General features: G+C 73.3%; 22 protein-coding genes and 1 other RNA gene. 10 read left to right on the forward strand and 13 right to left on the reverse strand.

Going from position 1 to position 26,609, the window contains the following annotated elements; genetic code table 11:
* The first annotated feature begins 10 nt into the window (after positions 1-10).
* Positions 11-790, forward strand: coding sequence for a histidine phosphatase family protein (locus QMF98_RS07050; RefSeq protein ID WP_337975287.1), 780 nt, complete (start codon positions 11-13; stop codon positions 788-790).
* Positions 791-843: 53 nt separating this feature from the next.
* Here the strand turns inward: QMF98_RS07050 and QMF98_RS07055 are convergent, their stop codons facing one another.
* A complete protein-coding gene (locus tag QMF98_RS07055; RefSeq protein WP_337975288.1) occupies positions 844-3,405 on the reverse strand; it encodes an ABC transporter permease in 2,562 nt (853 codons plus the stop codon).
* Positions 3,402-4,193 carry an ABC transporter ATP-binding protein gene (locus tag QMF98_RS07060; protein ID WP_337975566.1) on the reverse strand — a complete coding sequence of 264 codons (792 nt, stop codon included), beginning with the start codon at positions 4,191-4,193 and terminating at the stop codon, positions 3,402-3,404. The genes QMF98_RS07055 and QMF98_RS07060 overlap by 4 nt, the downstream gene beginning before the upstream one ends.
* 102 nt (positions 4,194-4,295) lie before the next feature.
* Between QMF98_RS07060 and rnpB the strand changes: the two genes are divergently transcribed.
* Positions 4,296-4,678, forward strand: an RNA gene (gene rnpB / locus QMF98_RS07065) — RNase P RNA component class A.
* A 78-nt stretch (positions 4,679-4,756) separates the two neighbouring features.
* Positions 4,757-5,365: a PilZ domain-containing protein gene (locus tag QMF98_RS07070; RefSeq protein ID WP_337975289.1), complete on the forward strand. Its 609-nt coding sequence runs from the start codon at positions 4,757-4,759 to the stop codon at positions 5,363-5,365.
* A gap of 28 nt (positions 5,366-5,393) precedes the next feature.
* Here the strand turns inward: QMF98_RS07070 and ppgK are convergent, their stop codons facing one another.
* Together ppgK and map are read right to left on the reverse strand one after the other, a co-directional pair.
* Positions 5,394-6,173 carry a polyphosphate--glucose phosphotransferase gene (gene ppgK, locus QMF98_RS07075; protein WP_337975290.1) on the reverse strand — a complete coding sequence of 260 codons (780 nt, stop codon included), beginning with the start codon at positions 6,171-6,173 and terminating at the stop codon, positions 5,394-5,396.
* A complete protein-coding gene (gene map / locus QMF98_RS07080) occupies positions 6,170-7,042 on the reverse strand; it encodes a type I methionyl aminopeptidase (RefSeq protein WP_337975291.1) in 873 nt (290 codons plus the stop codon). Before map ends, ppgK begins: the two co-directional genes overlap by 4 nt.
* Positions 7,043-7,097: 55 nt before the next feature.
* On the opposite strand from map, the gene QMF98_RS07085 reads away from it, so the two are divergent.
* Complete coding sequence (locus QMF98_RS07085) at positions 7,098-7,274, forward strand: SPOR domain-containing protein (RefSeq protein WP_337975292.1); 177 nt, start codon at positions 7,098-7,100, stop codon at positions 7,272-7,274.
* 31 nt (positions 7,275-7,305) lie between these two features.
* Here the strand turns inward: QMF98_RS07085 and panB are convergent, their stop codons facing one another.
* Positions 7,306-8,115, reverse strand: a complete 810-nt coding sequence (panB, locus tag QMF98_RS07090) for a 3-methyl-2-oxobutanoate hydroxymethyltransferase (protein ID WP_337975293.1) — start codon at positions 8,113-8,115, stop codon at positions 7,306-7,308.
* Complete coding sequence (locus QMF98_RS07095) at positions 8,112-9,806, reverse strand: NAD+ synthase (RefSeq protein ID WP_337975294.1); 1,695 nt, start codon at positions 9,804-9,806, stop codon at positions 8,112-8,114. The genes panB and QMF98_RS07095 overlap by 4 nt, the downstream gene beginning before the upstream one ends.
* A 92-nt stretch (positions 9,807-9,898) precedes the next feature.
* Between QMF98_RS07095 and QMF98_RS07100 the strand changes: the two genes are divergently transcribed.
* Both QMF98_RS07100 and QMF98_RS07105 read left to right on the forward strand, forming a co-directional pair.
* Positions 9,899-11,236 (forward strand): glutamine synthetase family protein, encoded by a 1,338-nt coding sequence (locus QMF98_RS07100; RefSeq protein ID WP_337975295.1) that lies wholly within the window; start codon positions 9,899-9,901, stop codon positions 11,234-11,236.
* Positions 11,237-11,239: 3 nt separating this feature from the next.
* Positions 11,240-14,287: a bifunctional [glutamine synthetase] adenylyltransferase/[glutamine synthetase]-adenylyl-L-tyrosine phosphorylase gene (locus QMF98_RS07105; RefSeq protein ID WP_337975296.1), complete on the forward strand. Its 3,048-nt coding sequence runs from the start codon at positions 11,240-11,242 to the stop codon at positions 14,285-14,287.
* 202 nt (positions 14,288-14,489) lie between these two features.
* Here the strand turns inward: QMF98_RS07105 and glnA are convergent, their stop codons facing one another.
* A complete protein-coding gene (gene glnA, locus QMF98_RS07110) occupies positions 14,490-15,914 on the reverse strand; it encodes a type I glutamate--ammonia ligase (RefSeq protein WP_291762421.1) in 1,425 nt (474 codons plus the stop codon).
* 174 nt (positions 15,915-16,088) lie between these two features.
* On the opposite strand from glnA, the gene QMF98_RS07115 reads away from it, so the two are divergent.
* Positions 16,089-16,613 (forward strand): RDD family protein, encoded by a 525-nt coding sequence (locus QMF98_RS07115; RefSeq protein WP_337975297.1) that lies wholly within the window; start codon positions 16,089-16,091, stop codon positions 16,611-16,613.
* Positions 16,614-16,622: 9 nt separating this feature from the next.
* Here the strand turns inward: QMF98_RS07115 and QMF98_RS07120 are convergent, their stop codons facing one another.
* A complete protein-coding gene (locus QMF98_RS07120) occupies positions 16,623-17,363 on the reverse strand; it encodes a DUF4191 domain-containing protein (RefSeq protein WP_337975298.1) in 741 nt (246 codons plus the stop codon).
* A 50-nt stretch (positions 17,364-17,413) separates the two neighbouring features.
* Positions 17,414-18,427 (reverse strand): lipoyl synthase, encoded by a 1,014-nt coding sequence (lipA, locus tag QMF98_RS07125; protein ID WP_337975299.1) that lies wholly within the window; start codon positions 18,425-18,427, stop codon positions 17,414-17,416.
* 169 nt (positions 18,428-18,596) lie between these two features.
* Here lipA and QMF98_RS07130 point away from each other — a divergent pair, with 169 nt between their 5' ends.
* Positions 18,597-19,115, forward strand: coding sequence for a flavodoxin domain-containing protein (locus tag QMF98_RS07130; RefSeq protein ID WP_337975300.1), 519 nt, complete (start codon positions 18,597-18,599; stop codon positions 19,113-19,115).
* A 63-nt stretch (positions 19,116-19,178) separates the two neighbouring features.
* On the opposite strand, the gene lipB is transcribed toward QMF98_RS07130, so the two are convergent.
* Positions 19,179-19,856: a lipoyl(octanoyl) transferase LipB gene (gene lipB, locus QMF98_RS07135; RefSeq protein ID WP_337975301.1), complete on the reverse strand. Its 678-nt coding sequence runs from the start codon at positions 19,854-19,856 to the stop codon at positions 19,179-19,181.
* Positions 19,857-19,916: 60 nt separating this feature from the next.
* Between lipB and QMF98_RS07140 the strand changes: the two genes are divergently transcribed.
* Complete coding sequence (locus tag QMF98_RS07140; RefSeq protein WP_337975302.1) at positions 19,917-20,945, forward strand: Gfo/Idh/MocA family oxidoreductase; 1,029 nt, start codon at positions 19,917-19,919, stop codon at positions 20,943-20,945.
* A 58-nt stretch (positions 20,946-21,003) separates the two neighbouring features.
* Positions 21,004-22,347, forward strand: a complete 1,344-nt coding sequence (locus QMF98_RS07145; RefSeq protein WP_337975303.1) for a serine/threonine-protein kinase — start codon at positions 21,004-21,006, stop codon at positions 22,345-22,347.
* Here QMF98_RS07145 and QMF98_RS07150 read toward each other — a convergent pair.
* Genes QMF98_RS07150 through lpdA form a run of 3 tightly spaced genes read right to left on the reverse strand, consistent with a single transcriptional unit; the run spans position 22,322 to position 26,534 of the window.
* Positions 22,322-23,221, reverse strand: coding sequence for a TIGR01777 family oxidoreductase (locus tag QMF98_RS07150; protein WP_337975304.1), 900 nt, complete (start codon positions 23,219-23,221; stop codon positions 22,322-22,324). The genes QMF98_RS07145 and QMF98_RS07150 overlap by 26 nt on opposite strands.
* Before the next feature lie 28 nt (positions 23,222-23,249).
* The gene (sucB, locus tag QMF98_RS07155; protein ID WP_337975305.1) at positions 23,250-25,127 is read right to left on the reverse strand and encodes a 2-oxoglutarate dehydrogenase, E2 component, dihydrolipoamide succinyltransferase; all 1,878 of its coding nucleotides are present in this window, start codon (positions 25,125-25,127) and stop codon (positions 23,250-23,252) included.
* A gap of 27 nt (positions 25,128-25,154) precedes the next feature.
* Positions 25,155-26,534, reverse strand: coding sequence for a dihydrolipoyl dehydrogenase (gene lpdA / locus QMF98_RS07160; RefSeq protein WP_337975306.1), 1,380 nt, complete (start codon positions 26,532-26,534; stop codon positions 25,155-25,157).
* Positions 26,535-26,609: the final 75 nt, after the last annotated feature.

Consider the following 26,609-nt stretch of genomic DNA (forward strand, 5'->3'; position numbering starts at 1 on the left):
GAGTTCGTCCGTGAGCTCCCTGCTCCCCGCGTCCGGGGACCCCTCGTCGTCCTCCGCGGCTGCCGGCACTCCGGCAGCCGACAGCTCCTCGGGTCGGCGCGCACCTCGCCCGTCCGGGGCGGGCGTGCGGTTCGACGAGGAGGAACCGGTCACCGTCGTGCTGGTGCGGCACGGGCAGACGGCGATGACCGTCTCACGCGGGTACTCCGGCTCGAGCGAGCCGGGACCGCCGCTGGACGAGACGGGCCGGCGCCAGGCGGCCGACGTGGCGGCGCTCGTCGACCGGGTCGGGCGGGACCTGTGGGGTGACGTCGCCTACCCGAGCCGGGTGATCGCGTCGCCGATGGTGCGCACGCAGCAGACCGCGGCTGTGGTGGCGGAACGGCTCGGGCTGCACGTCGAGACCGACGCCACCTTCCAGGAGGCCGACTTCGGAGCGTGGCAGGGGCTGACCGCGGAACAGGTCGAGGAGCGGTGGCCCGGTCGGCTCGAGCCGTGGCACACGCTCGGCACGGTCCGACCGCCCGACGGCGAGTCGATCGCGGACGTCGGTGAGCGGGTGCGCGCCGGACTGGACCGGCTTCAGGCGGCCGGCGAGGGTCGCACCGTGGTGGTGGTCAGCCACGCGGTGGCCATCCGGGCGATGCTCGGCGTGACGATGGGGGCCGCACCGGGGTCGTGGTCACAGCTGCGGGTGGCACCGGCCTCCGTCAGCATCGTCCGGCTGTTCAGCGACAAGCGCGACGAGATCGCGGTGGCCGGGGTGCCGAGCGAGGGCTGGGCGCGCTGAGCCGAGACGGCCGGTGGACGCGCCCCCTGTCGCGCCACCGGCCGCCGTTCCGGCTACTCCTGCGCGACGGCGTCCAGCACGGGCAGCCGTGCCGCGCGCACCGCGGGCCAGACCGCGGCGACCACGCCGACGAGCACGGCCAGCACCAGCATCCCGGCCAGGCTCGACCCCGGTACCGAGAGCTGCGACAGCCCCTGGTCGGCGTAGAGCCGCGGCAGCGAGGCGGCCAGGCCGATGCCGACCGTGAGGCCGATCACCGTGCCGCACACGGCCGTCAGGACCGACTCCACGGTGATCACCCCCGACAGCTGCAGCCGTCCCAGACCCACCGCTCGCAGCAGGCCGATCTCACGCGTCCGCTCGATCACCGACAGCGCCAGGGTGTTGACGATCCCGAGCACGGCGATCGCCACCGACAGGCCGAGCAGCGCGTACAGGATGGCCAGCATCTGGTTGACCTGCGCCGCGAGGCCGTCGACGAACTGCTTCGAGTCCATGACGGAGACCACGTAGTAGGGGCGCGAGAGGTCGGTCAGCTGCGTCCGCAAGGCGTTGAGGTCGGTGCCCGCGGCCGCCTTGACCAGCACGGTCGTGTCCGGCTGCTGCGCGGCAGGCACCAGCGTGTCGACCACCGAGGGGGAGGCCCAGAGCGCCTGCCCGACGGCGCCCGACCGTGCTATCGCTCCGATCCGCAGCGACTTCTCGCCCAGCGGGCCGGTGACGGACACCGTGTCGCCGATCTTCCAGCCCTTGTCCTTGGCGAGGAGCTTGTCCGCGACCAGCTCGCCGCCGGTGAGGGCCTGCGTCACCGAACCCTCGGTCGACGACGGCCGCAGCAGCGACCCGACCATCGTCGGCTCGACGGCGACGAGCGCCTGCCCGTCCGCGCCCGTCGGCGCGCGACCCACGGCGGCCAGCACGTGCGTCCAGGGGAAGCCCTCCGCCTGCTGCACGGACGGCAGCGCCCGCACCTTCTGCAGGAGCGCGGGTGCGACCGTGTCGCTCATGCCGGTCCGCAGCACGTAGTCCGCGCTGACCTCCGAGCTGACCAGCGATCCGACCGACGCCTGCGTGCTCGCCGCGATGACGGCGGCCGCACCGACCAGCGCCATGCCGATCGTCAGCGCTCCCGCGGTGTTGGCGGCACGGCGCGGGTTCCGCACCACGTTCCCGCGGGCGAGCCGGCCGACGGGACGCAGCCACGCCACCGCGGGCGCGGCGAGCAGCCGCACCACGGCCGGCACGACGACCGGTCCGACCACGAGCGTCCCGATCAGGACGAACCCCGCCCCGACGCCCAGCAGGGTGCCGGCGGAACCGAGGTGCGGGCGGACGGCCGCCACCACCACGGCGGCCGCACCGGCGACGACGAGAACCAGGCCGGCCCAGGCGCGCAGCCGCAAGGACCGCTCGTTCACGGTCACCTCGTCCCGCATCGCCTCGACGGGCGGGACGACGGCGGCGCGCCGGGCGGGCAGCGAGGCCGCGGCGACGGAGACGCCCGTGCCGACTGCCAGACCGATCAGCACGGTCGACGTGGACAGCGGCACGCGGGTGGACAGCGTCATGTCCATCCGCTGCAGCACCACGCCGATCAGCTCGACCAGCCCGAGGCCGCCGAGGACGCCGATGGCCGAGCCGACCACCCCGACGAGGGCCGACTGCGTGAGGATCGACCCGAACACCTGCCGCGGCGACGCGCCGACGGCCCGGAGCAGGGCGAACTCCCGCATCCGCTGCCGCACGGACATGGTGAAGGTGTTCGCGATGATGAAGGCCCCGACGAACAGCGCGAGGAGCGCGAAGACGAGCAGGAACGTCGACACGAAGCCGAGCTGCTTGGAGATCTGCGAGCTGGTCTCCGTGCGCATCGCCGCACCGGTCAGCGCCTGGGCGTGGGCGTCGCTCGCGACGGGCGCCAGGCGGTCCACCAGCTGCTGCTCGGTCAGCCCGGCCGACCTGTCGGCGTACACCTGGAACGACGACGTCGTCCCCGCGGGCGCGAACGCAGCCTGCTCCACGCTGGGGTCGAGCAGCACGATCGTCGCCCCGGCCATCGGCGCACCGAAGTCGACGGCTCCGACCACCGTGACGTCGTGGACGTCCCCGAGGAGCACGACCTTGGTGCGGTCGCCGACGTGCAGGCCGGAGGAGTCCAGCGTGTGCCGCTCGACGGCGATCTCGTCGCGTCCGACGGGCCCCCGGCCGGTCAGCCCGGCGACCGAGGGGTCCCGGCGGTCGTAGGCCAGCGCGAAGCTGGGCGCCTGCGTGCTCCGGACGGCGGTGCCGCTCGCGCCGACCAACGTGATCGGCCCGGACAGGGACGGGATCACAGCCTGCACACCGGGGACCCGCTCCAGCGCGCCGGCCAGGGAGAGCGGGAGGCCGGGGGCGGCCGACCGCTCGCCGGACACGACGTTCGAGCCGTCGTCGGGCACCCGGACGTAGGCGTCGGCGGTGGTGGAGGCGCCGACGATCTCGTCGAACGTCGACGAGAGCATCTCGCGCAGCGAGAAGGTGCCGGTGACGAACGCGACGCCGAGGGCCACCGCGACGATCGACATGGCGAACTGCCCGAGGTGCGCACGCACGGCGCGCCAGGCGATGCGCCTCATGACCGCGACCGCGCGGCGAGGCCCTCGAGGCCGGCCAGCGTGTCCAGCACGCTGGCGGCGGTCGGGTCGGTCAGCTCGGCGACGAACAGCCCGTCCGCGAGGAACAGGACGCGGTGGGCGTACGAGGCCGCGCGCGGGTCGTGCGTCACCATGACGACCGACTGGCCGAGGGTGTCCACGCTGCGCCGCAGGAAGCCCAGCACCTCGGCCGACGCGTGCGAGTCGAGGTTGCCGGTCGGCTCGTCGGCGAAGACGACGGCCGGACGGGACACCAGCGCGCGTGCGCACGCGACGCGCTGCTGCTGCCCGCCGGACAGCTCGGCCGGCTTGTGGGTCAGCCTGTCCCGCAGGCCGACGGCGTCCACGACCTCGTCGAACAGGCCGCGGTCGACCGGCCGCCGCGCGATGTCCAGCGGGAGCGTGATGTTCTCGGCCGCCGTCAGGGTCGGCACCAGGTTGAACGCCTGGAAGATGAAGCCCACCCGGTCCCGCCGCAGCTTGGTCAGCCGGCGCTCGGACATCGCCGAGACGTCCTGCCCGTCCACGACCACCGTGCCGGAGGTCGGCCGGTCGAGGCCGGCGAGGCAGTGCATCAGCGTCGACTTGCCCGATCCGGACGGCCCCATGATCGCGGTGAGCTCGCCACGGCCCAGGTCGACGTCGATGCCGCGCAGGGCGTGCACCTCGGTGGACCCCGATCCGTAGACCTTGGTCAGTGCGCGGGCGGAGGCGATGGCGTCGGTGGCCGGTGCGGCCGCAGGCGCAGGGGAGAGCTCGGAGCTCGTCATGGGGGTCACGGGATCATCCTTCCGGTGGCGGCGCCCGCGATGGATCCGGGAAGTCCCTGGACGAACCCTGAGATCGCCGTCGGCTACCCTGGTCAGCGCGGATGAGTCAGTCAGGCGGCCGCGTCGGGACTCCGCAGGGAGGCCCGCCGAGGAACGTCCGGGCTCCGTAGGGCAGGGTGGTGGGTAACACCCACCCGGGGTGACCCGCGGGACAGTGCCACAGAGAACAGACCGCCGGCCCCTCCGGGGACCGGCAAGGGTGAAACGGCGGTGCAAGAGACCACCAGCGCACCGGGCGACCGGTGCGGCTCGGCAAACCCCACCCGGAGCAAGGCCAGACAGGGAGCGTTCGAGGGCTGCCCGCCCGAGCTCCCGGGTAGGCCGCTGGAGGCGTGCGGCAACGTACGTCGTAGATGGATGGCCGCCACCCGGTCGCGGGAGACCGTGACCGGGCACAGAACCCGGCGTATCGACTGACTCATCCGCAGCACCGCCGGTCGGCGCACGCCGCCGCGCGGTGGACGCTGTCGTTCGCCGGCCATTCGGCGCGCGAGGATGTGCGGGTGCACGAGCTTGCCGGCTGCCGGGTCGCGACGCCGAGCGGCGACGTCGGCGGCTACGTCACCGAGTACGCCGACGGCGTGCTGCGGATGCGCGCCGATGCCGCGCTGCCCGGCCTGCAACCCGGCGAGTCCATCGGGGTGACGGTGCTGGACCCGGTCCGGGGCGTGTGCTCGTACGCCGGCCTGGTGGCGGCCGTCGAGGCCCGTGACGACGGTGCCGCGGTCGACGTCGTCGTCGTGGAGGACCTCGCCCGTCACCAGCGCCGGGCGGCGGCTCGGGCCGCCTACCGGTGCAGCTGCGTGGCGACCCTCGAGGGCGGGGCGAGCCCGGCGAGCCTGCGGGTCACCGTGCTCGACGTCTCGGCGACGGGCGCGCGCTTCATGGCGCCCGAGGAGCTGCACGAGGGTGCGACGCTTCGGCTGGGGCTCCCTGTGGGCGAGGAGCTGGTCGACCTCCGGCTGCGCGTGGTGCGGCACGAGGTGTCCAGCACCGGGACGCGCTACGGCGCGACGCTCGTCGACCCCTCGGAGCGCACCCGCGACGCGCTGTACCGGCTCGTGCTGCGGCTGCAGCGGGAGCAGGCTCGGCACGCGGCCGAGCACTGGTAGGTCCCGGGCCTGGTGCGGCCGGGTCGGCTCAGTGCGCCCGGGCAGCCAGCCGGGCGGCGCCGACGATGCCCGCTGCGTTGCGCAGGGCGGCCGGCACGATCGGCGCCCGCAGCGTCAGGCGGGGGAGGAACTCCTGGTACTTCTTGCTCACGCCGCCGCCGACCACGAAGAGGTCGGGCCAGAAGAGCTTCTCGACCACCGAGAAGTACCTCTGCAGGCGTTCGGACCACTGCTCCCAGCTCAGGTCCTCGCGGTCGCGCGCCGCGTCGGACGCGCGGACCTCCGCGTCGAACCCGTCGATCTCCAGGTGACCGAGCTCCGTGTTCGGCACCAGCACGCCGTCGTTGATCAGCGCGGTGCCGATCCCCGTGCCGAGCGTGACGACGATGACGAGACCCGGCACGCCGCGTGCGGCGCCGTACTCGACCTCCGCGAAGCCTGCGGCGTCCGCGTCGTTGACGGCCAGCACGCGCCGACCGGTGGCGGCCCGGAGCGTCTTCTCGATGTCGGTGCCGATCCACGACGGGTCGACGTTGGCTGCGGACTGCGCGACGCCGTGCAGCACCACCGCCGGGAAGGTGACGCCGATCGGCACCGTCCGGCGCAGCTTGAAGGAGTCCACCACCTCGGCCACCGTGGCTGCGACCGCATCCGGGGTGGCGGGCTGCGGCGTCGGGATCCGCACCCGGTCCGCCGCGAACTCGCCCGTCCGCAGGTCGACCGGGGCGCCCTTGATGCCGGACCCGCCGATGTCGATGCCGAAGGCTGTGTGCATCTTGCTCTTGCCGAGGATCGAGGTGTCGCTCATGGCAGCGTCAGGATCTCCGCTCCGGTGTCGGTGACCAGCAGGGTGTGCTCGAACTGCGCGCTGCGCCGGCCGTCGGCCGTGACGACCGTCCAGTCGTCGTCCCACATCAGCCAGTCCGGGGTGCCGAGGTTGAGCATCGGCTCGATGGTGAACACCATGCCCGGCTCGATCACGGTGTCGTACGCCGGCGCCGCGTCGTAGTGCGGCACCACCAGACCCGTGTGGAAGGCCGGCCCGACACCGTGGCCGGTGTAGTCGCGCACCACGCCGTACCCGAACCGGGCTGCGTACCGCTCGATCACCCGGCCGATCACGTTGAGCTCGCGCCCGGGTGCGACGGCCTTGATGCCACGGGCGAGCGCCTCACGCGTCCGCTCGACGAGCAGCCGTGACTCCTCGTCCACGTCCCCGGCCAGGAACGTCGCGTTGGTGTCGCCGTGCACGCCGCCGATGTAGGCCGTGATGTCGATGTTGACGATGTCGCCGTCCTCGACGACCGTCGAGTCCGGGATGCCGTGGCAGATCACCTCGTTGAGCGACGTGCACAGCGACTTGGGGAACCCGCGGTAGCCGAGCGTCGACGGGTACGCCCCGTGGTCGAGGAGGAACTCGTGCCCGACGGCGTCGAGCTCGTCCGTCGTCACGCCGGGCACCACGTGGCGACCGACCTCCGCCAGCGCCTGCGCCGCGATGCGCGAGGCGGTGCGGACGCGGTCGACCGTCTCCGGCTCCAGCACGTTGCTGCCCGTCCAGGGTCGAGGTCCCGGCCGACCGACGTACTCCGGCCGCTCGATGGACGCGGGGACGGTCCGGCGCGGGCCCAGCCGCCCCGGGGTCAGGGGGGCTCGTGACGCGTGCACCGGCGGCATACCTGGCAGTCTACGAAAGACGACCCCACCGCCGATCCCTCGGAGGGAGCCCGCCATGGCCACCGAGTTCTACTTCAACACCCAGACGCACGAGGTGGAGGAGGGACGGCACAGCGACTGGAGCGTGCTGATGGGCCCGTACCCGACACGCGAGGCAGCGGCCCGGGCCCTGCAGACCGCGCACGAGCGCACCGAGGCGTGGGACCGGCAGGACGAGGCCGATCGCAGCTGACGGGTCCGATCGCGGCTGACGGCCCCGACGCTCAGGCGCCGAACTCGTGCTCCGCGTCCGGGAAGGCGCCCGCCCGGACGTCGTCGGCGAACGCGCGAGCAGCAGCACCCAGGGCGGCACCGAGCTCGCCGTAGCGCTTGGCGAACCGCGGCGTCCATTCGGTCATGCCCGCCATGTCGACCCACACCAGCACCTGGCCGTCGCAGCCGGCGCCGGCGCCGATGCCGATGGTGGGCACGCGCAGCATCGAGGTGACCGACGCGGCCACCGGGGCGGGCACCATCTCGAGCACCACGGCGACGGCGCCCGCGTCCACCACCGCGACGGCGTCGTCGCGGAGCCGGTCGGCACCGTCGTCACCGCGGCCCTGCACCCGCGGCCCGCCGAGCAGGTTCTCGGACTGCGGCGTGTACCCCAGGTGCGCCACGACCGGGATGCCGGCGTCCGTCAGCGCCCGGATCTGGGGTGCGACGCGGCGGCCGCCCTCGAGCTTCACCGCGGCGGCACCGGTCTCCTTGAGGACGCGGACGCCGGCGGCGAGGGCTTGGGCGGGGCCTGCCTCGTAGGTGCCGAACGGCAGGTCGACGACGACGAAGGCGCGGCGGACCGCGCCGGCGACGGCTCGGCCCGCGACCACCATCTCGTCGAGCGTGACCGGCAACGTGCTGGCGTACCCGTGCATGGTGTTGCCGATCGAGTCGCCGACCAGCAGCAGGTCGACGCCCGCCTCGTCGAAGATGCGCGCCGTGACGGCGTCGTAGGCGGTGAGCATCACCAGCCGCTCGCCGCGGTCCTTGGCGGCCTGGAGGTGCTGGACCCGCACGCGCGGCGGGGCGTTCACAGCTCGCGCCAACGGGTGGTGACGGGCAGGCGGCGGTCGCGGCCGAAAGCCAGCGCGGTCACCTTGGGACCGAGCGGGTACTGCCGGCGCTTCCACTCGGCTCTGTCGGTCAGCTGCAGCACCTTGTCCACCACCTCCGGTGCGAAACCACGAGCGAGGAGCTCGGCCCGCCCCTCGGCGTTCTCGACGTAGGCGTCGAGCACCGTGTCCAGCAGGTCGTACGGGGGCAGCGAGTCCTGGTCGACCTGTCCCGGGCGCAGCTCCGCCGACGGCGGCTTGGTGATCGACGACTCGGGGATCGGCGGCACCTCGTCGGGCCGGAACACGCCGTCGAGCGCGGCGTGGTTGCGCCAGCGGGCGAGGGCCCAGACGCGCGACTTGTCCACGTCCTTCAGCGGGGCGAAACCGCCGACCGCATCGCCGTAGATCGTCGAGTAGCCGACGGCCAGCTCGGTCTTGTTGCCCGTGGCGAGCACCAGGTGGCCCTCGGCGTTGGAGAGGGCCATCAGCGTGACGCCGCGGACCCGGGCCTGCAGGTTCTCCTCGGCGAGCCCCTCGAGGTGCAGCTGCCCCTGGAAGGCATCCACCATCGGCGCGATCGGCTGCACCCGGTAGTCGGCACCGATCCGCTGCGCGAGGTCCGCGGCGTCGTCCTTGGAGTGCCCGCTGGAGTACACCGAGGGCATCGAGACGCCGACGACGTGCTCCCCGCCGATCGCGTCGGCCGCGATGGCGGCGCACAGCGCCGAGTCGATGCCACCGGACATCCCGAGCACCACGGAGCGGAAGCCGTTCTTGCGGACGTAGTCCGCCAGCCCCAGCACGAGCGCCCGGTACACCTCCTCGTCCGCGGTCAGGGGGACCGCGGATGGGCCCGGCACCTCGGGCTCGTCGTCCTCCGCCAGATCCCAGAGGAGCAGGTGCTCCACGAACTGCGGTGCGTAGGCCAGCACCTGCCCGTCGCGCCCGACCACGAACGAGCCGCCGTCGAACACCAGGTCGTCCTGGCCGGCGACGAGGTTGACGTAGGCGACCGGCGCCCCGACCTCGTGCGCGCGACGGGCAGCCAGCGCCGTGCGGACGTGCCCCTTGCCCTCCTCGTACGGGGAGGCGTTCAGCACGAGGAGCAGGGAGAGGTCCTCGTCCGCGAGGGCCGTCACGGGTCCGCCGTCCTGCCAGATGTCCTCGCAGATCACCACGGCGACACGTCGGTCCAGGACGTCCAGCACGCACACCTCGTGCCCCGGGGTGAAGATCCGGCTCTCGTCGAACACGCCGTAGTCCGGCAGGTGGTGCTTGTCGTAGCGAGCCACCACCGCGCCGCCCCGCAGCACCACCGCCCGGTTGGTGGCCCGGACCGCGGCCCGCGCGGCGGCATCCGCCTGGGCGTCGTTGCGTGGCCCGAGCCGCCGCTCGCCCACGGTGCCGACCACCACGGTCAGCTCACCCAGACCCTCCTCGACGAGCCGGGAGGCGAGACGTTCGAGCCCCGCCTGGGCCCCGCGTCGGAAGGAGGCCCGCAGCGCGAGGTCCTCGATCGGGTAACCGGTCAGGGTCATCTCCGGGAAGACGACCAGGTGGGCACCCGCCTCGGCAGCACGGCGGGACCAGGCGAGCACCGCCTCGACGTTCCCGTCGACGTCCCCGACGCACGTGTCGATCTGGGCCAGGGCGATCCGAGGTCGTGCCATGGCCGGGAGCCTATCGAGGGGTCCGGACGGCGACCGCCGCGCCGACGTGCCGGGGGCGGCCGCACGCCTGGTCATAGGGAAGGATGTGCCCCATGGACAGGCAGCAGGAATTCGTGCTCCGGACGGTCGAGGAGCGGGACATCCGGTTCGTCCGGCTGTGGTTCACGGACGTGCTCGGCATCCTCAAGTCCGTCGCGGTGGCGCCGGCCGAGCTGGAGCAGGCGTTCGCGGAGGGCATCGGGTTCGACGGCTCCGCGATCGAGGGCCTGACCCGGGTCTACGAGGCGGACATGATCGCCCGCCCGGACCCGTCGACGTTCCAGGTGCTGCCGTGGCGCGGTGAGCGGCACGGCACCGCCCGGATGTTCTGCGACCTGCTCACCCCGGACGGCGCGCCGTCGCTCGCGGACAGCCGCCAGGTGCTCAAGCGCGCGCTGGACCGCGCCAGCGACAAGGGGTTCACCTTCTACACGCACCCTGAGGTCGAGTTCTACCTGTTCGAGGCGCCCGCCGACCCGGCGCAGACGCTCGTGCCCGTCGACCAGGGCGGCTACTTCGACCACGTCCCACGCGGTACCGCCCACGACTTCCGCCGGGCCGCGATCACGATGCTCGAGTCCATGGGCATCTCGGTGGAGTTCTCCCACCACGAGGCCGGCCCGGGCCAGAACGAGATCGACCTGCGCTACGCGGACGCGCTGACCACTGCGGACAACATCATGACCTTCCGCACGGTGGTCAAGGAGGTGGCCCTCGAGCAGGGGGTGTTCGCGTCCTTCATGCCGAAGCCGCTGTTCGCGGCGCCCGGGTCGGGGATGCACACGCACCTGTCCCTGTTCCAGGGCGACAAGAACGCGTTCCACGAGGCGGGCGCCGACCTCGAGCTCTCCAAGATCGGCCGGTCCTTCATCGCCGGACTGCTGCGGCACGCCGCGGAGATCACCGCGGTGACCAACCAGTTCGTCAACTCCTACAAGCGGCTGTGGGGCGGCGCCGAGGCGCCGAGCTACATCTGCTGGGGCCACAACAACCGGTCCGCGCTCGTGCGGGTGCCGCTGTACAAGCCGGGCAAGGGCAACTCGAGCCGGGTGGAGTACCGGGCGGTCGACTCGGCGGCGAACCCGTACCTGGCGTTCGCGGTGCTGCTCGCCGCCGGGCTCAAGGGCATCGAGGACGGCTACGAGCTGCCGGAGGGTGCCGAGGACGACGTCTGGGAGCTGACCGATGCGGAGCGGCGTGCGCTCGGCATCGAACCGCTGCCGACGTCGCTCGAGGCGGCCATCGAGGTGATGGAGCGGTCCGAGCTGGTCGCCGAGGCGCTGGGGGAGCACGTCTTCGACTACTTCCTGCGCAACAAGCGCGAGGAGTGGCGCGAGTACCGCGCGCAGGTCACGCCGTTCGAGCTGCAGCGGTTCCTGCCCCTGGTCTGACCGATGACCGTCGGCACCACGCACGGCCGGGGCGCGTCCCTCGCCGCCCGGCTGTCCCGGGCGGGCGTTGCCGACGTGCCACGAGGCGAGCGGCTGCTGACGGACCGGGCGCTGCTCGCCGTGTGGCCGCAGGCGCCCGACGACCTGCCGGAGCTGCTGGGTGCGGTTGCGGACCCGGACCAGGCGCTCCTGACCCTCGCGAAGGTGGCCGGTGCGGTCGCTCCGCACCCGGACCTGACGGAGGCCCTGGTCGCCGCCGTGATGGAGGCCGGCCCGGCGCGTGAGCGCCTGCTCTCTCTGGCCGGCGCGTCGGCGGCGCTGGGTGACGTCGTTGTCGCGCGGCCGGAGAGCCTGCGTGTCGTGCTCGACGACGCTCCGGGCGTCGACGTCGATGCGAGCTCCGTCCGCGCCGACCTGCTGCGCGCGGTGGAGGCGGACCCGTCCGCCGCGGTCCCGGTCGCCGGCCTGGCCGGTGCGCCGGGCGTCGACGCGATGCGACGGGCCTACCGCCGGCACCTCCTCGGCATCGCCGCGGCCGACGTCACCAGCCCTGACCCGCAGAGCCGGTTGCCTGCGGTGGCGGCCGCGCTCGCCGACCTCGCCGGCGCCGCCCTCGAGGCCGGTCTCGCACTGGCACGGGCGGAGTACCCGGACGGAGCGCCTGGCGTGCGGCTGGCCGTCATCGGCATGGGCAAGGGCGGCGGCCGAGAGCTCAACTACATCTCCGACGTCGACGTGGTGTACGTCGTCGAGCCGGCGGAGGGCACGGCCGAGGACGAGGCGATCGCGGTCGGTGCGCGGCTTGCCGCGGGACTCGCACGGGCGTGCTCGACGCCCTCGGGAGAACCCGCACTGTGGGCGGTCGACGCCGCGCTCCGCCCCGAGGGCAAGGACGGGCCACTGGTCAGGACCCTGGCCAGCCACCGCGCCTACTACGAGCGGTGGGCCCGCACCTGGGAGTTCCAGGCGCTGCTGAAGGCACGGCCGGTCGCGGGGGACGTCGAGCTGGGGCGCGCGTACGTCGAGATGACGCAGCCGATGGTGTGGGCCGCCGTGCGGCGGGAGAACTTCGTCGAGGACGCGCAGGCGATGCGGCGCCGGGTGGAGCGCCACGTGCCCGCCGCAGAGGCGGACCGCCAGATCAAGCTGGGTGTCGGGGGTCTGCGCGACGTCGAGTTCACCGTCCAGCTGCTGCAGCTGGTGCACGGTCGCGCCGACGAGTCGATCCGCAGCGGCAGCACGCTGACCGCGCTGGCGGCCCTGGCGGCGGGCGGGTACGTCGGGCGCGAGCACGCCGCGCAGCTGGCGACCTGCTACCGGTTCCTGCGGGTCCTCGAGCACCGCGTGCAGATGTGGCGGATGCAGCGGACCCACCTGCTCCCGCAGACCGAGCCGGACCTACGCCGTCTGGCGCGCTCGGTCGGTATGCGCACCGAGGGGGCCGAGGGTCTCCTCGAGCGGTGGCGGTCCGTGCGTCGCGACGTGCGGCGCCTGCACGAGGAGCTGTTCTACCGGCCGTTGCTCCCCGCCACCGCGCGGCTGTCCGAGGCGGACGTCACCCTGGCGCCGGAGGCGGCGCGGCACCGGCTGGAGGCGATCGGCTACCGGGACCCCGGCGGCGCCCTGCGGCACATCGCCGCCCTCAGCGAGGGGCTGTCCCGACGGGCCGCCATCCAGCGCCAGCTGCTGCCCGTGATGCTCGGGTGGTTCGCCGCGGGGCCGGACCCGGACGGGGGCCTGCTCGCGTTCCGGCGGCTGTCGGACGAGCTCGGCAGCACCCACTGGTTCCTCAAGCTGCTGCGCGACTCCGGCACGGCGGCCGAGCGGCTGGCTCGCGTGCTCTCGACGTCCCGCTACGTCGCCGACGCGTTGACGCGGTCACCCGAGTCGGTCGTCTGGCTGGACGACGACGCCGAGCTGGAGCCGCGCGACGCCCAGCGCCTCGCGGCGGAGGCGGACGCCATCCTCACGCGGTCGGACCAGCGGGTGGCGGCCGCCACGGCTCTGCGGGCCCTCCGCCGTCGGGAGCTCGCACGCACCGCGACGGCCGATGTGCTCGGCGTGACCACGGGGATCAGGGCGTCGCACAGCCTCACGGTGGCGGCCGACGCCGTGCTGGCGGGCGCCCTGCGGGTCAGCCGGTGGGAGGCGCGTGCCGAGCGCGGCCTGGACGCGGACCCGACGCGGATGCTCGTGGTCGCCATGGGTCGCCTCGGCGGGCGGGAGATGGGCTACTCGTCGGACGCCGACGTGCTGTTCGTGCACGACCCGCTGCCCGGCGCGGACGCGACGCTCGCCCAGGAGTTCGCCACCACGGTCGCCACCCAGCTGCGCGCCCTGCTCGGCGACGTCGGCCCCGAACCGGCGCTCGCGGTGGACGCCGACCTGCGCCCCGAGGGTCGCAACGGCCCGCTGGTCCGCACGCTCGACTCCTATGCGGAGTACTACGGCCGCTGGTCCGCGACGTGGGAGGCGCAGGCACTGCTCCGTGCGCGACCGGTCGCGGGCGACGTCGAGCTCGCCGGGCGGTTCCGCGCCCTGATCGACCGCGTGCGGTACCCCGCCGGGGGTCTGGACCCGGTGGCGGTGCGCGAGGTCCGGCGCATCAAGGCGCGGGTGGAGGCGGAGCGGCTGCCGCGCGGCGTCAGCCCGGCCCGGCACCTCAAGCTCGGGCGGGGCGGGATCAGCGACGTCGAGTGGACCGCCCAGCTGTTCCAGCTGCAGCACGCACACCAGGTCGAGGGTTTGCGGACCACGTCGACGCTCGAGGCGCTCACGGCCGCGACCGGCGCCGGTCTGCTGGCCGAGGAGGACCGCGCGGTGCTCGCGGCAGCGTGGGAGCTCGCCTCCCGGCTGCGCGACGCGAACGTGCTGTGGTCCGGACGCACCGACGGCCCGCACACGGACGTGCTGCCGCACGACCACACCGCGCTGTCCGGCGTCGCCCGCGTGATGGGGTACCCCGCCGGCTCGGGCGCGACGCTCGAGGAGGAGTACCTGCGCACCGCCCGCCGGGCCCGGGCGGTCGTCGAGCGCGTCTTCTACGGCTGACCGCTCGGGCCGGCGGTCGGGTCACGCCGGCGACGATGCCGGCCGCCGTGTCTGCGTGCTGGCCGGCATCGGTCGATCCCGGCGCGTCCTGTGGCGTGCGCGGTCGCCGGCCGGACGCACGCCGGCCCGGGCACCACGAGGGTGACCGGGCCGGCGGTACCGCTGGTCAGGGGCTCACGGGAGCAGCCGCGGCCCCTGACGATCAGACGTCGTAGTAGAGCTCGAACTCGTGCGGGTGCGGCCGCAGCCGGATCGGGTCGACCTCGGCGGAGCGCTTGTAGTCGATCCAGGTCTCGATCAGGTCCGGGGTGAACACGTTGCCGGCGGTGAGCCAGTCGTGGTCCGCCTCGAGGTTGTCGAGCACCTCGGGGAGCGAGCCGGGCACCTGCTGGATGAGGGCGTGCTCCTCCGGGGGCAGCTCGTACAGGTCCTTGTCGACCGGCTCCGGCGGCTCGATCCGGTTCTGGATGCCGTCCAGGCCCGCCATCAGCATCGCCGAGAAGGCGAGGTACGGGTTGCTCGACGGGTCCGGCACACGGAACTCGATGCGCTTGGCCTTGGGGCTCGAGCCGGTGACCGGGATGCGGATGCATGCGGACCGGTTGCGGGCCGAGTACACCAGGTTGACAGGAGCCTCGAAGCCCGGCACCAGGCGGTGGTAGCTGTTCACCGTCGGGTTGGTGAAGGCCAGCAGCGACGGCGCGTGCTTCAGCAGGCCGCCGATGTACCAGCGGGCGAGGTCGGACAGGCCGCCGTAGCCCTTCTCGTCGAAGAACAGCGGCTCGCCGTCCTTCCACAGCGACTGGTGCACGTGCATGCCCGAGCCGTTGTCGCCGAACAGCGGCTTCGGCATGAAGGTGGCGGTGCGCCCGTTCTGGTGCGCGACGTTCTTCACCACGTACTTGAACAGCTGCACCTTGTCGGCCGACTTGGCCAGCGTGTCGAAGCGGTAGTTGATCTCCGCCTGGCCCGCGGTGCCGACCTCGTGGTGCGCGCGCTCGACCTGCAGCCCGAGCTCGTCGAGCAGCAGCGAGATCTCGTCGCGGATGTCGCCGAACTGGTCCACCGGCGCGACGGGGAAGTAGCCGCCCTTGTAGGGCGTCTTGTGCCCGAGGTTGCCACCCTCCTCCTCGCGGCCGCTGTTCCACGCCGCCTCGATGGAGTCGATGAAGTAGAACCCGGCGTCCTGGCGCGTCTGGAAGCGCACGGAGTCGAAGATGTAGAACTCCGCCTCCGGTGCGAAGAACGCGGTGTCCGCGATGCCGGTCGAGCGCAGGTACGCCTCCGCCTTGGCGGCGATCTGGCGCGGGTCGCGGCTGTAGGGCTCGTCCGTGTAGGGGTCGACGATGGACATGTTGATGTTCAGCGTCTTCTCCACGCGGAACGGGTCGACGTAGGCCGTCGTCACGTCCGGGATCAGCTTCATGTCCGACTCGTGGATCGCCTGGAAGCCGCGGATCGACGAACCGTCGAACATCTGACCGTTGACGAAGAAGTCGTCGTCGACGGAGGCCGCGGGGACGTTGAAGTGCTGCATGACGCCGGGCAGGTCACAGAACCGGACGTCGACGAACTTGACGTCCTCGCTCTTGATGAACGCCAGGACTTCCTCTGGCTTGCTGAACATCCGCTGCTCCTCGGTTGAGTCCAGCCCGTGTGCTCGGGCCTGCGCAGAGGCTAGGCGCACGTGATGACGCGCCGGTGCCACGTCTGTTTCGGCGGTGTTACGTGACGGCGCCCGGTGTGACCGCCGTGCGACGAGTCGGACGGTCGTCCGGGACCTTTCTCCTAGGCTGGCGGCGTGGTGCGACGTGAGGACATGGGCTCGTGGCTCGAGGGCGACGCGGTTGCGGGGGCCGGTGCCGGCACCAGGCTCGGACTGCCCGTGTCCGGTCCGGGATCGCCGGCACGCACCGGCCGCCGGGCGCTCGCGCTGGCCGTGGACTGGCTCGCCTGCCTGCTGATCTCGGGGGCGTTGTTCCCCGGCTCGCAGTCCGCGGCCTTCTCCCTGGTGCGCGGCGACCCCATGGCGACGCTCGGCATCTTCGCGCTGGAGAACCTGCTCCTGGTCGGCACGGTCGGCCACACCCTCGGGCACCGGCTGTGCAACCTGCGCATCAGGACAGCGCCCGTCGTCGGGCCGGGACGGGACGCCGACGGTCCGGCCCAGTCAGGCAGCGGCCCCGACCTCGGTCGCGCACCAGGGCTCCTGCGGGCCGCCGTGCGCACCGTCCTGCTGCTCCTCGTGATCCCCGCGGTCGTGCAGGACGGCGACGGCCGAGGCCTGCACGACCGCGCGGCGGGAACGGTGATCGTCCGGCGCTGAGCCGGTCGGTCAGCGCCCGCGCAGGCCGCGCCGGTCGGGGCGCATGCGGGTCGGGTCGATGCCCTTCGGCATCGGGAGGCGCATCCCGCCCAGTGCCGTGAGCCGCTTGCTCACCTCGGCGACCTCCGCCTTGGTGAGCTGGGGACGCAGCTTCTGCACCGCGCGGGGCAGCTTGCGCAGCGGCACCTGGCCGGGCTCGTCGCCCATCTGCAGGACGGTGATGGGGGCACCCGAGATCACCCGCGCGGTCCGCTTCCGCTCCTGCTCGAGCAGCTTGCCGGCTCGGCTCGCCGGTCCCTCGCTGACCAGCACGACACCGGCTCGCCCGAGGCCGCGGAACACGAGGTCCTGCGTGCGGGGGTCCACCGCCACGGGCTCCTCGGTGAAGGTCCAGCCCTTGCGGATCGTGCCGAGGGCGGCGCGCGACGCACCGGGCTGACCTTCGATCTGGGTGTAGGCAGCCGTCTCCGCGCGCCTCGCCAGCACGAACATGGCGCCGAGCGCCGCGAACGGGATGCTGAGCACGAGCATGTAGACCAGGGCGTGCACGAGCAGGCCGACCACGAGGCCGATCGCGACGATGCCGAAGAACACCGCGAGGATCAACCAGGTGATCGCCGGGTCGTGCTTCCGGGTCATCTGGTAGGCGGTCCAGACCTGGGTGTACCAGCGGACCTTCTTGGGGGCGGTGTCGGTGGTGCCGGCGGCGCCCTTGGCAGGGCGTGACGGCGGTGTGCTCGCGCGGGCCATGGGACGCGAGTCTACCGACGGCCGAACGGCCTTCTGCGCAGCGGGGAGGGTCAGCGACCGGCGGTGCGGGCGAGCACCGAGGCCGCCTCCTGGCGTGCCGTCATGGGCTCCGCCAGGTGCTCGAGGCCGGCCGGGACGGCCGCGCCGCGCCGCGCCAGGGCTTGGGCCCACAGGCGCCCCGCCCGGTACGACGAGCGCACCAGCGGGCCGGCCATCACGCCGGCGAACCCGATCCGGCGCGCCTCGTCGGACAGCTCGACGAACTCCTCGGGCCGTACCCACCGGTCCACCGGGTGGTGCCGCACCGACGGCCGCAGGTACTGGGTGATCGTGATCAGGTCGCACCCGGCCTCGTGCAGGGCGACCAGGGCCTCCCGCACCTCGTCCGTCGTCTCGCCCATGCCCAGGATCAGGTTGGACTTGGTGACCAGCCCGGCCTCACGCGCCGCGGTGAGCACGGACAGCGACCGCTCGTAGCGGAAGCCGGGTCGGATCGTCTTGAAGATCCGCGGCACCGTCTCCAGGTTGTGCGCGAGCACCTGCGGGCCCGAGCCGAACACCTCGGCGAGCCGCTCGGGACGGGCGTCGAAGTCCGGGATCAGCAGCTCGACGCCGGTGCCGGGGTTGACCGCACGGATGCGGCGCACGGTCTCGGCGTACAGCCACGCACCGCCGTCCGGCAGGTCGTCGCGGGCGACGCCCGTCACCGTGGCGTACTTCAGGCCCATCGCCTGGACGGACTCGGCCACCCGGCGCGGCTCGTCGGCGTCGAACGGCTCCGGCCTGCCAGAGTCGATCTGGCAGAAGTCGCATCGCCGGGTGCACGTGCCCCCCCCGATGAGGAAGGTCGCCTCGCGGTCCTCCCAGCACTCGAAGATGTTGGGGCAGCCGGCCTCCTCGCACACCGTGTGGAGGCCCTCGCGGCGGACCAGGTGCTTCAGCTCGTCGTACTGCGGGCCCATCGTCGCGCGGGTGCGGATCCACTCGGGTTTGCGCTCGATCGGCGTCTCTGCGTTCCGGGCCTCGACCCGCAGCATCCGGCGTCCCTCGGGTGCGATCGTCACGAAGGTCAGACTAACGCCGGCCTCGGCCGTGCTTTCGCGCGGTCCGCGGCCCGGACCCGTCGCAGGGACCTGGGTCCCGCGCACCCCGCACCACCTCACGACACGCTGGGGAGGTTGGGCGCGGCGTCAGGGGAGGCCGAGCGGGGGGATCGCCCGGAAGGAGGCACGCATGCGCGTCTTGGTGTCGGTGTCGTCGCGCCACGGCGGTACGCGGGAGATGGGCCAGGTGGTCGCCGCGGTGCTGCGCGACGCGGGCCACGACGTCGCGGAGATCGGTCCGGACGAGGTCGAGGACGTCACCGGGTACGACGCCGCGGTGCTGGGCTCTGCCGTCTACGTCGGGCGTCTCGCGCTCGGTGTGCGGGACCTCGTCGACCGGCGCGCCGGGCAGCTGCGGGAGCGACCCGTGTGGCTGTTCTGGTCCGGCCCTGTCGGAGAGCCGGCGACGGCCCCGGTGGTCCCGGACGACGTGACGGAGGTGGCCAAGGCCGTCGGCGCCCGTGGTGTGCGGATGTTCGCGGGCCGCCTCGAACGCGCCGAGCTGAACATCTCCGAGCGCGCGCTCGTCGCGCTGGTGCACGCCCAGCCGGGCGACTACCGCGACCTGGACGAGGTCCGCGACTGGGCGCTGGGCATCGACGAGGAGCTGCGGGCGCTGCGGCGGGACGACGACAACGGCGCCTTCTGAGGCGGCGTCGACCGGTGGTCCGGAGCGGACCTCCGGGCCGAGGCGGTCGCACCAGGCGACGATCTACCCCCGCGCGAGAGCCGGCGCCGCGAGGAGCGGCTCGAGCGCGGTGACGAGGTGACGGCCTACCAGGGGGGTCACCTCGTCGATCGTCACGGTGCGGCCGGCCTCGGCCGAGAGGCTGGTCACGTCGGCGTCCGCGATGCCGCACGGCACGATCCGGTCGAACTGGTGCAGGTCGCAGCAGCAGTTCAGCGCGAAGCCGTGCATCGTCACCCCGCGGGCGACCCGGACCCCGATCGCTGCGACCTTCCGCTCGCGCCGAGCCGACGGCGTAGCGGCCGGATCGGCCGGGAACCACACGCCGCTGCGCCCCTCCACCCGCACCGCGGTGAGACCGAGGTCCGCACAGGTGCGGATGAGCGCCTCCTCCAACGCACGGACGTACGCGACCACGTCGACCGGCTCCGCCAGTCGGACGATCGGGTAGCCGGTGAGCTGACCGGGGCCGTGCCACGTGATGCGGCCGCCGCGGTCGACGTCGACCACCGGGGTCCCGTCGACCGGCCGGTCAGCCGTGGCGGTGCGCTTGCCGGCGGTGTACACCGGCTCGTGCTCGACCAGGAGGACCGTGTCCTCCTGCTCCCCGTCGGCCACGCGGGCGTGCACCTGGCGCTGCAGGTCCCACGTCGGGACGTAGGGGGAGAGGGCGCCGCCGAGGTCCAGGGGTTCGAACCGCATGCCGGCAGGCTAACCCGCGCCACAGGTCGGACCGTGCGCGGGTCCCCGTAGGCTGGGCGGATGGAGTCCTTGCGGGTCGGTCTGGTCGGTTACGGCGGCTCAGGTCGGGGCATCCACGGGCGTCTGCTGCGGGAGCTCGGGCAGCGGGTGACGTGCGTGGTGACCCGCGGACGCGCGGAGCAGGTGCACGCCGACTGGCCGGGTGCTCGCGTGGTCCCGGACGTGGCCTCCCTCCTGCAGCACGCCGCCGAGCTCGACCTGGTCGTCGTCGCGAGCCCGACGGGCGATCACGTCAGCAGCGTCGCGCCGCTGCTGCAGGCGCGGCTGCCCGTCCTGGTGGACAAGCCGCTCGCACCGAGGGAGCACGAGGCGGCGGAGCTGGTGCGGCTGGCCAACGAGGTGGGCGGTCGGCTGACCGTCTTCCAGAACCGACGGTGGGACCCCGAGCAGCTGACGCTGCGCGCGGTGCTGGCGTCCGGAGAGCTGGGCCGCGTGCACAGGTTCGAGCGTCGGTGGGAACGGTTCCGGCCGCAGCCCCAGCACCGCTGGAAGGAGCAGGACGTCCAGGCGGGTGGTCTGCTGCTGGACCTCGGTGCGCACCTGGTGGACTCCGCGATCCAGCTGTTCGGTCCCGCGGTGTCCGTGACGGCGGAGCTCCGCACGCTGACCACGCCCGCGTTCGACGACGTCTTCCTGGCGCTCACGCACGCCCCGGACGCCGATGGGCACTCGGTCATCAGCCACCTGCAGGCCGGCAGCCTCGTCGGTGCACCTGGCCCACGTACCCGGGTGCTCGGTGACGAGGCTGCGTACCTCGTGACGCACTACGAGGGAGAGCCGACGCCGTTCGAGCTGCTCGACCTGTCCGTCGGTCGCCCCGGCTTCGAGGGCTGGCTGGTGCGCGGTGACGAGCGGACACCGGTCCCGCGGGCGCCCGGTGGTCATGCGGACCTGTACCGGGACGTGGTCCGTTGGGTGACGGACGGAGGCCCTCCGCCGGTCGACCCGTGGGACGCCGTCCGCACCGCACGGGTGCTGGATGCCGCCCTCGTGTCGGCGCGCGAGCACCGGGCCGTGCCGCTCGCCTGAGGCCGAACCCTGTGGACGGACGGCTCCGTCCCGGTCGGCGCTCCGCTTTCATGTCGGCGTGCCGGACCTGCCCCCGATCGACGTCGACCGTGCCCTGACCACACTCGGACTGCTCGCGACGGGCGGGACGGGCACAGCCGGCGGGTGGCTGGCGCGGCGACCGGAGGACGAGTCGCCGGCGTTCGAGCTCCTGGTCCTGATGGCGGCCGTCGACGAGCGGCTGGTCGACCGCGTCGACCGGTTCGCCGAGCTCGAGCACCCGCACCTTGGCCAGGTGCGGGCCGTGACACCGATCGATCCCGGCCGTACGGGCGTGCTCGTCGACCACGTCGTCGGGGTCAGCCTCGGTGCGATCCGGCGTGCGCGCGCCCCGATGACGGACGGGGAGTGCGTGACGCTGCTCGTTCCCTTGTGCCAGGCGCTGTCGGCGCTCGGCACCGTCGGTCTGGCGCACGGTGCCGTGGAGGCGGACAACGTCGTGGTCCAGCCGGACGGTCGGCCCGTGCTCGTCGCACCGCGGCCGGGCCTGGTGGGCACCGCGCTGCCTGGGGACGACCTGCCACGGCTGCTCTCGACGGTCGTCGGCGTGATGCCCGAGGAGGACGGTGCCCTGCTCGCGGGGCCCGCGTCCGTCCCGCGGCTTCGACCGGTACTCGACCAGCTGCTGGCCGGCGGGTGCTCGGCGGACGAGGTCGTGGCACGGTGCTTCGCCACCGCGGAGCCCGAGGCCGTGCGGCTGCCGGACGCCGCGGCGCTGGCGGGTGCCTCCCTGGTCGCAGGGGTGCGGCGTCCGTTCCCGGTGTCGGCAGGGACGGAGCGCCGACCGTTGCCGAGCCAGTCGGGCACCACGCGAACTGCCCGACGTCGACGGCCCGCCGCGCGGTCCGCGTGGCGCCGAGCCAGCGTCGCAGTCGCCGCCGGCGTGCTGCTGGTCGTCGCCGTCGGGATCGGCCGGCACGGCCTTGCGGACCCCCCGACGGCGGATACCTCGACGGCCCGCGAGCCCTTGCTGGACCGTAGCGACCCTGCCGGGGCGGCAGCGGAGCTGACCCGGCGCAGGGCCGACGTGCTGCGATCGGGGTCGGCCGACCGGGTTGCGGATGTCGCGGTGACGGACGGCCCGGCGGCGCGTGCCGACTCCGAGGTGATCGCATCGCTGGGTGCGGGCGGTGCCGAGGGGCTCAGCGCGCGCGTCGACTCCGCCTCGGTGACCGGGACGCCGACGCGGGACGAGGCCGACGTGTCGGTCAGCTCGGCGACGTCCGGCTACGTGGTCGTGAGTGCAGACGGACGACGGAGCACCGCCGCCGCGGCGGCACCCCGAACCGTGCTGCTCCACCTCCGGTGGACGGCCGCCGGGTGGCGGGTGTGGTCCGTCAGCCAGCCGGGAGCTGCGCCCTGAGCCACGAGGCGGCCGTGGCGATGTCCGGGTGCTCCGGCAGGAAGCCCGACGCCGCGAGAGCCGTCGGGACAGCGCGCACCGAACCCAGGACCTCGGGGGCGAAGTCGCCGAGGACCAGCCGCAGGGCCCACGCCGGCGCGCGCACGACCGCGGGCCGGTGCCACTCCGCCGCGAGGGCGGCCACCACGTCGCGGTTGCGTGCCGGCTCCGCGACCAGGTTGGCCGGCCCGGAGACGTCGCTGCTCAGCAGGTGGGTGATCGCCCGGACCTCGTCGAGCAGCGTGATCCAGGCCCAGAACTGCCGTCCGGAACCGAGCGGGCCGCCCAGCCCCCACCGGATGAGGGGGAGCAGCCGCTCGAGCGCCCCGCCCTTCGGGCTGAGGACGATGCCGGTCCGCAGGTGGACGACCCGCACGCCTGCGTCCGTCGCGGGCTGCGTCGCCGCCTCCCAACGTCGCACCACCTCGGCGAAGAAGGTGCTGCCGAACGGCTCGGCCTCGCTGAGCACGTCGTCACCGCGGTCGCCGTAGGCGCCGATCCCCGATGCCTGCAGCAGGATCCGCGGCGTGTCCGGATTCGCGGCCAGCGTCGCGGAGATCAGGCCGGTGGTGCGCAGCCGCGAGCCGATCACCTGACGCTTCCGAGCCGTGGTCAGCGGTCGGCTGCCGACGTTGACGCCGGCCAGGTTCACCACCGCGTCGACGCCGCGCAGCAGCGCCGGGTCGAGACGGCCGCCGTCCGGGTCCCACGGCAGCTCGTCGGGGCCGGTGGGACGTCCGCGGACCAGGCGGAGCACCTCGTGGCCCGAGTCCACGAGGTGGGGGAGCAGGGCGCTGCCGATCAGCCCGTGCGAACCGGCGACGACGACGCGCACGCCTTGCTCCTTCCTCGTCCGTCGGTGCCTACAGCCCCACCTCGGACTCGAACGCGGCCTCCTCGATGCGGCGCTTGATCGCCATCAGGTAGCGCGACGCGTCCGCGCCGTCGACCAGCCGGTGGTCGTACGACAGGCACAGGTAGCACATCGAGCGGATGGCGATGACATCCGCGCCGTCCTCGCCTGCGACGACGACAGGGCGCTTGACGATCGCGCCGGTGCCGAGGATGGCCGACGTGCCGCCGGGGACGATCGGCGTGTCGATGACGGCACCGCCGGAACCGGTGTTCGTCACCGTGAAGGTAGCGCCGCTCAGCTCGTCCGGGCCGACCTTGTTCGCCCGGGTGCGACCCGCGAGGTCGGCGATCTTGCGCGCCACGCCGGCGAGGTTCAGGTCACCGGCGTCACGGATCACCGGCACGACGAGCCCACGCTCGGTGTCCACGGCGATGCCGACGTTCTCGCTGCCGTGGTAAGTGATCTGGTTGCCCTCGAGTACCCCGTTGACCTTCGGGTAGGCCTTCAGCGCCTCGACGGCGGCCAGGACGAAGAACGGCAGGAACGTCAGGTTGACGCCTTCGCGCGCCTTGAACGAGTCCCTGGCTCGTGCGCGCAGCCGGGCCACCTTGGTGACGTCGACCTCCACGACCGTGGTCAGCTGCGCCTGCGTGTGCAGCGCCTCGACCATCCGCTCGGCGATGATCTGCCGCAGCCGGCTCGCCTTCTCGGTGGTGCCGCGCAGCGGCGAGACGGCCGGGACCGTCGCCGCCGCCGCGGGGGTGGGCGCCGCTGCTGCAGCGACCGGCGCTGCGGCTGGTGCGGCGGCCTGCTCCGCGGCACGCCGCGCTGCCTCCGCACGCTCCGCCTCGGCACGGGCCGCGGCCTCCAGGACGTCCTCCTTGCGGATGCGACCTCCGACCCCGGTGCCACGCAGTGCTGCCGTGTCGACGCCCTTCTCGGCGGCGAGCTTGCGCACCAGCGGTGTCAGGTAGGCGCCGGACGCCGTCTGCTCCACCGCGGGGGCGCTGACGGCGGGAGCCGGCGCAGCCGGGACCGGTGCCGGGGTCTGCGCGGGCGCAGCACTCGGGACCGGTGCGGCACTCGGAGCGGGCGCGGCACTCGGAGCAGGTGCGGGTGCCGGGGCCGAGGGCTCGGGTGCGGCGGCGACAGGTGCGGCTGCGGGCGCCTGCGCACCCTCGGGGCCTGCGGGGGCGGATGCAGGCGCACCCGCACCGCTGCCGATCACCGCGAGGACCGCGCCGACCTGTGCCGTCTCGTCCTCCTGGACCAGGATCTGCTGGACGGTGCCAGCGAACGGCGACGGGACCTCGGTGTCCACCTTGTCGGTGGAGATCTCCAGCAGCGGCTCGTCCACCTCGACGGAGTCGCCGACCTGCTTGAGCCACCGCGTGACGGTGCCCTCGGTGACGGACTCGCCGAGCGCCGGCAGCCGCACCTCCTGGCCCGGACCACCGGTCGACGGAGCCTCCTCGGCCGCCGGCGCCGGGGTCGGCTCGGGGTTGCCGGCAGGCGCCGACTCCTCGTGCTGCTCGGCCGGCTGCTGCGGCGGCTCCGGTGCCGTCGGCTGCTCCGCGGCGGGCTCCTCGGCCGGCGCCGGCGTGGCGCCCTGACCGGCGTCGCCGCTCGGTGCGGGGGCCGACCCGGTGCCGTCGCCGATCACGGCGAGGACGGCGCCGACCTGGGCCGTCTCGTCCTCCGGGACGAGGATCTGCTCCACGACGCCGGCGAACGGCGACGGGATCTCGGTGTCCACCTTGTCGGTGGAGATCTCGAGCAGGGGCTCGTCGACCTCGACGCGGTCGCCGACGTTCTTCAGCCAGCGGGTGACGGTGCCCTCGGTGACCGACTCACCGAGTGCGGGAAGCTGCACGTTCTGGGACATGACGACTCCGGTCTCCTTCGACTCTGCTCAGTTGTGCGCGTGCAGCGGCTTGCCGGCCAGCGCGAGGAACGCCTCGCCGATGGCCTCGTCCTGCGTCGGGTGGGCGTGCACCAGGGAGGCGACGTCCTCCGGGTAGGCCTCCCAGTTGACGATCAGCTGGGCCTCTCCGACCAGCTCACCGACGCGGGCCCCGATCATGTGGACGCCGACCACCGGGCCGTCGACCTTCCGGACCAGCTTGACGAATCCCTGGGTCCCGAGGATCTGGCTCTTGCCGTTGCCGCCCAGGTTGTACTCGAGCGTCACGACGTTGTCGGCGCCGTAGAGCTCGCGCGCCTTCGCCTCGTTGACGCCGACGGAGGCCACCTCGGGGTTGGAGTAGGTGACGCGGGGGATGCCCGACTCGACGATCGGCGCGGGGTTGAGCCCGGCGATCTCCTCGGCGACGAAGATGCCTTGGGCGAACCCGCGGTGCGCCAGCTGCAGCCCGGGAACGATGTCGCCGACGGCGTAGATGTTCGCCACCCCGGTGTGCAGCCGCTCGTCGGTGAGGACGAAGCCGCGGTCCACCCGCACGCCCTGCTCCTCGTAGCCGAGGCCGGAGGTAGCCGGTCCACGGCCCACGGCCACCAGCAGCACCTCGGCGTCGAACGTCTTGCCGTCCTCGAGCCACACGTGAACGCCGTCGTCGTTCTGCGTCACGCCGGCGAACCGGACGCCGACGGAGAAGTTGATCCCGCGCTTGCGGAAGGCGCGCTCGAACGCCTTGCAGACGGCCTCGTCCTCGTTGGGCACAAGGTGCGGCAGTGCCTCGATGATCGTCACGTCCGCACCGAACGACTTCCACACGCTGGCGAACTCCGAGCCGATGACGCCGCCGCCCAGGATGATCGCGCTCTTCGGGATCCAGTCGAGCTGCAGCGCCTGGTCGGAGGTGATCACCCGGCCGCCGATCTCCAGCCCCGGCAGCGAGCGGGCGTAGGAGCCCGAGGCGAGGACGATGTTCTCACCGGTGAGCGTGCGGTCGCCGACCTGGACGGTGTTCGGACCGGTCAGCGTGCCCCAGCCCTGCACCACCTCGATCTTGCGCGAGGACACCAGGCCCTGCAGGCCCTTGTACAGGCGGGAGATCACGCCGTCCTTGTACTGGTTGACCTCGCCCATGTCGATGCGCTCGAGCGTCGCGTGCACGCCGACGTGCGCCCCGTCACGCGCCTCGTCCGCGACCTCGGCTGCGTGCAGCAGCGCCTTGGTGGGGATGCAGCCGCGGTGCAGGCACGTGCCGCCGACCTTGTCCGCCTCGACGAGCGCCACGCTCTTGCCGAGCTCCGCAGCGCGCAGGGCAGCGGCGTAGCCGCCACTCCCTGCGCCTAGGACGACGATGTCGAAAGCGTGGGTGTCGGCCACAGGCTTGCTCCTCGGTTGACAAGGGATCTAGGTCCAACGTCCATCTTGTCATCACCGACCCTGGTGATCGAACCG

Source organism: Cellulomonas sp. NTE-D12, from assembly GCF_027923705.1.
In the GTDB taxonomy this organism is placed as follows: domain Bacteria; phylum Actinomycetota; class Actinomycetes; order Actinomycetales; family Cellulomonadaceae; genus Cellulomonas.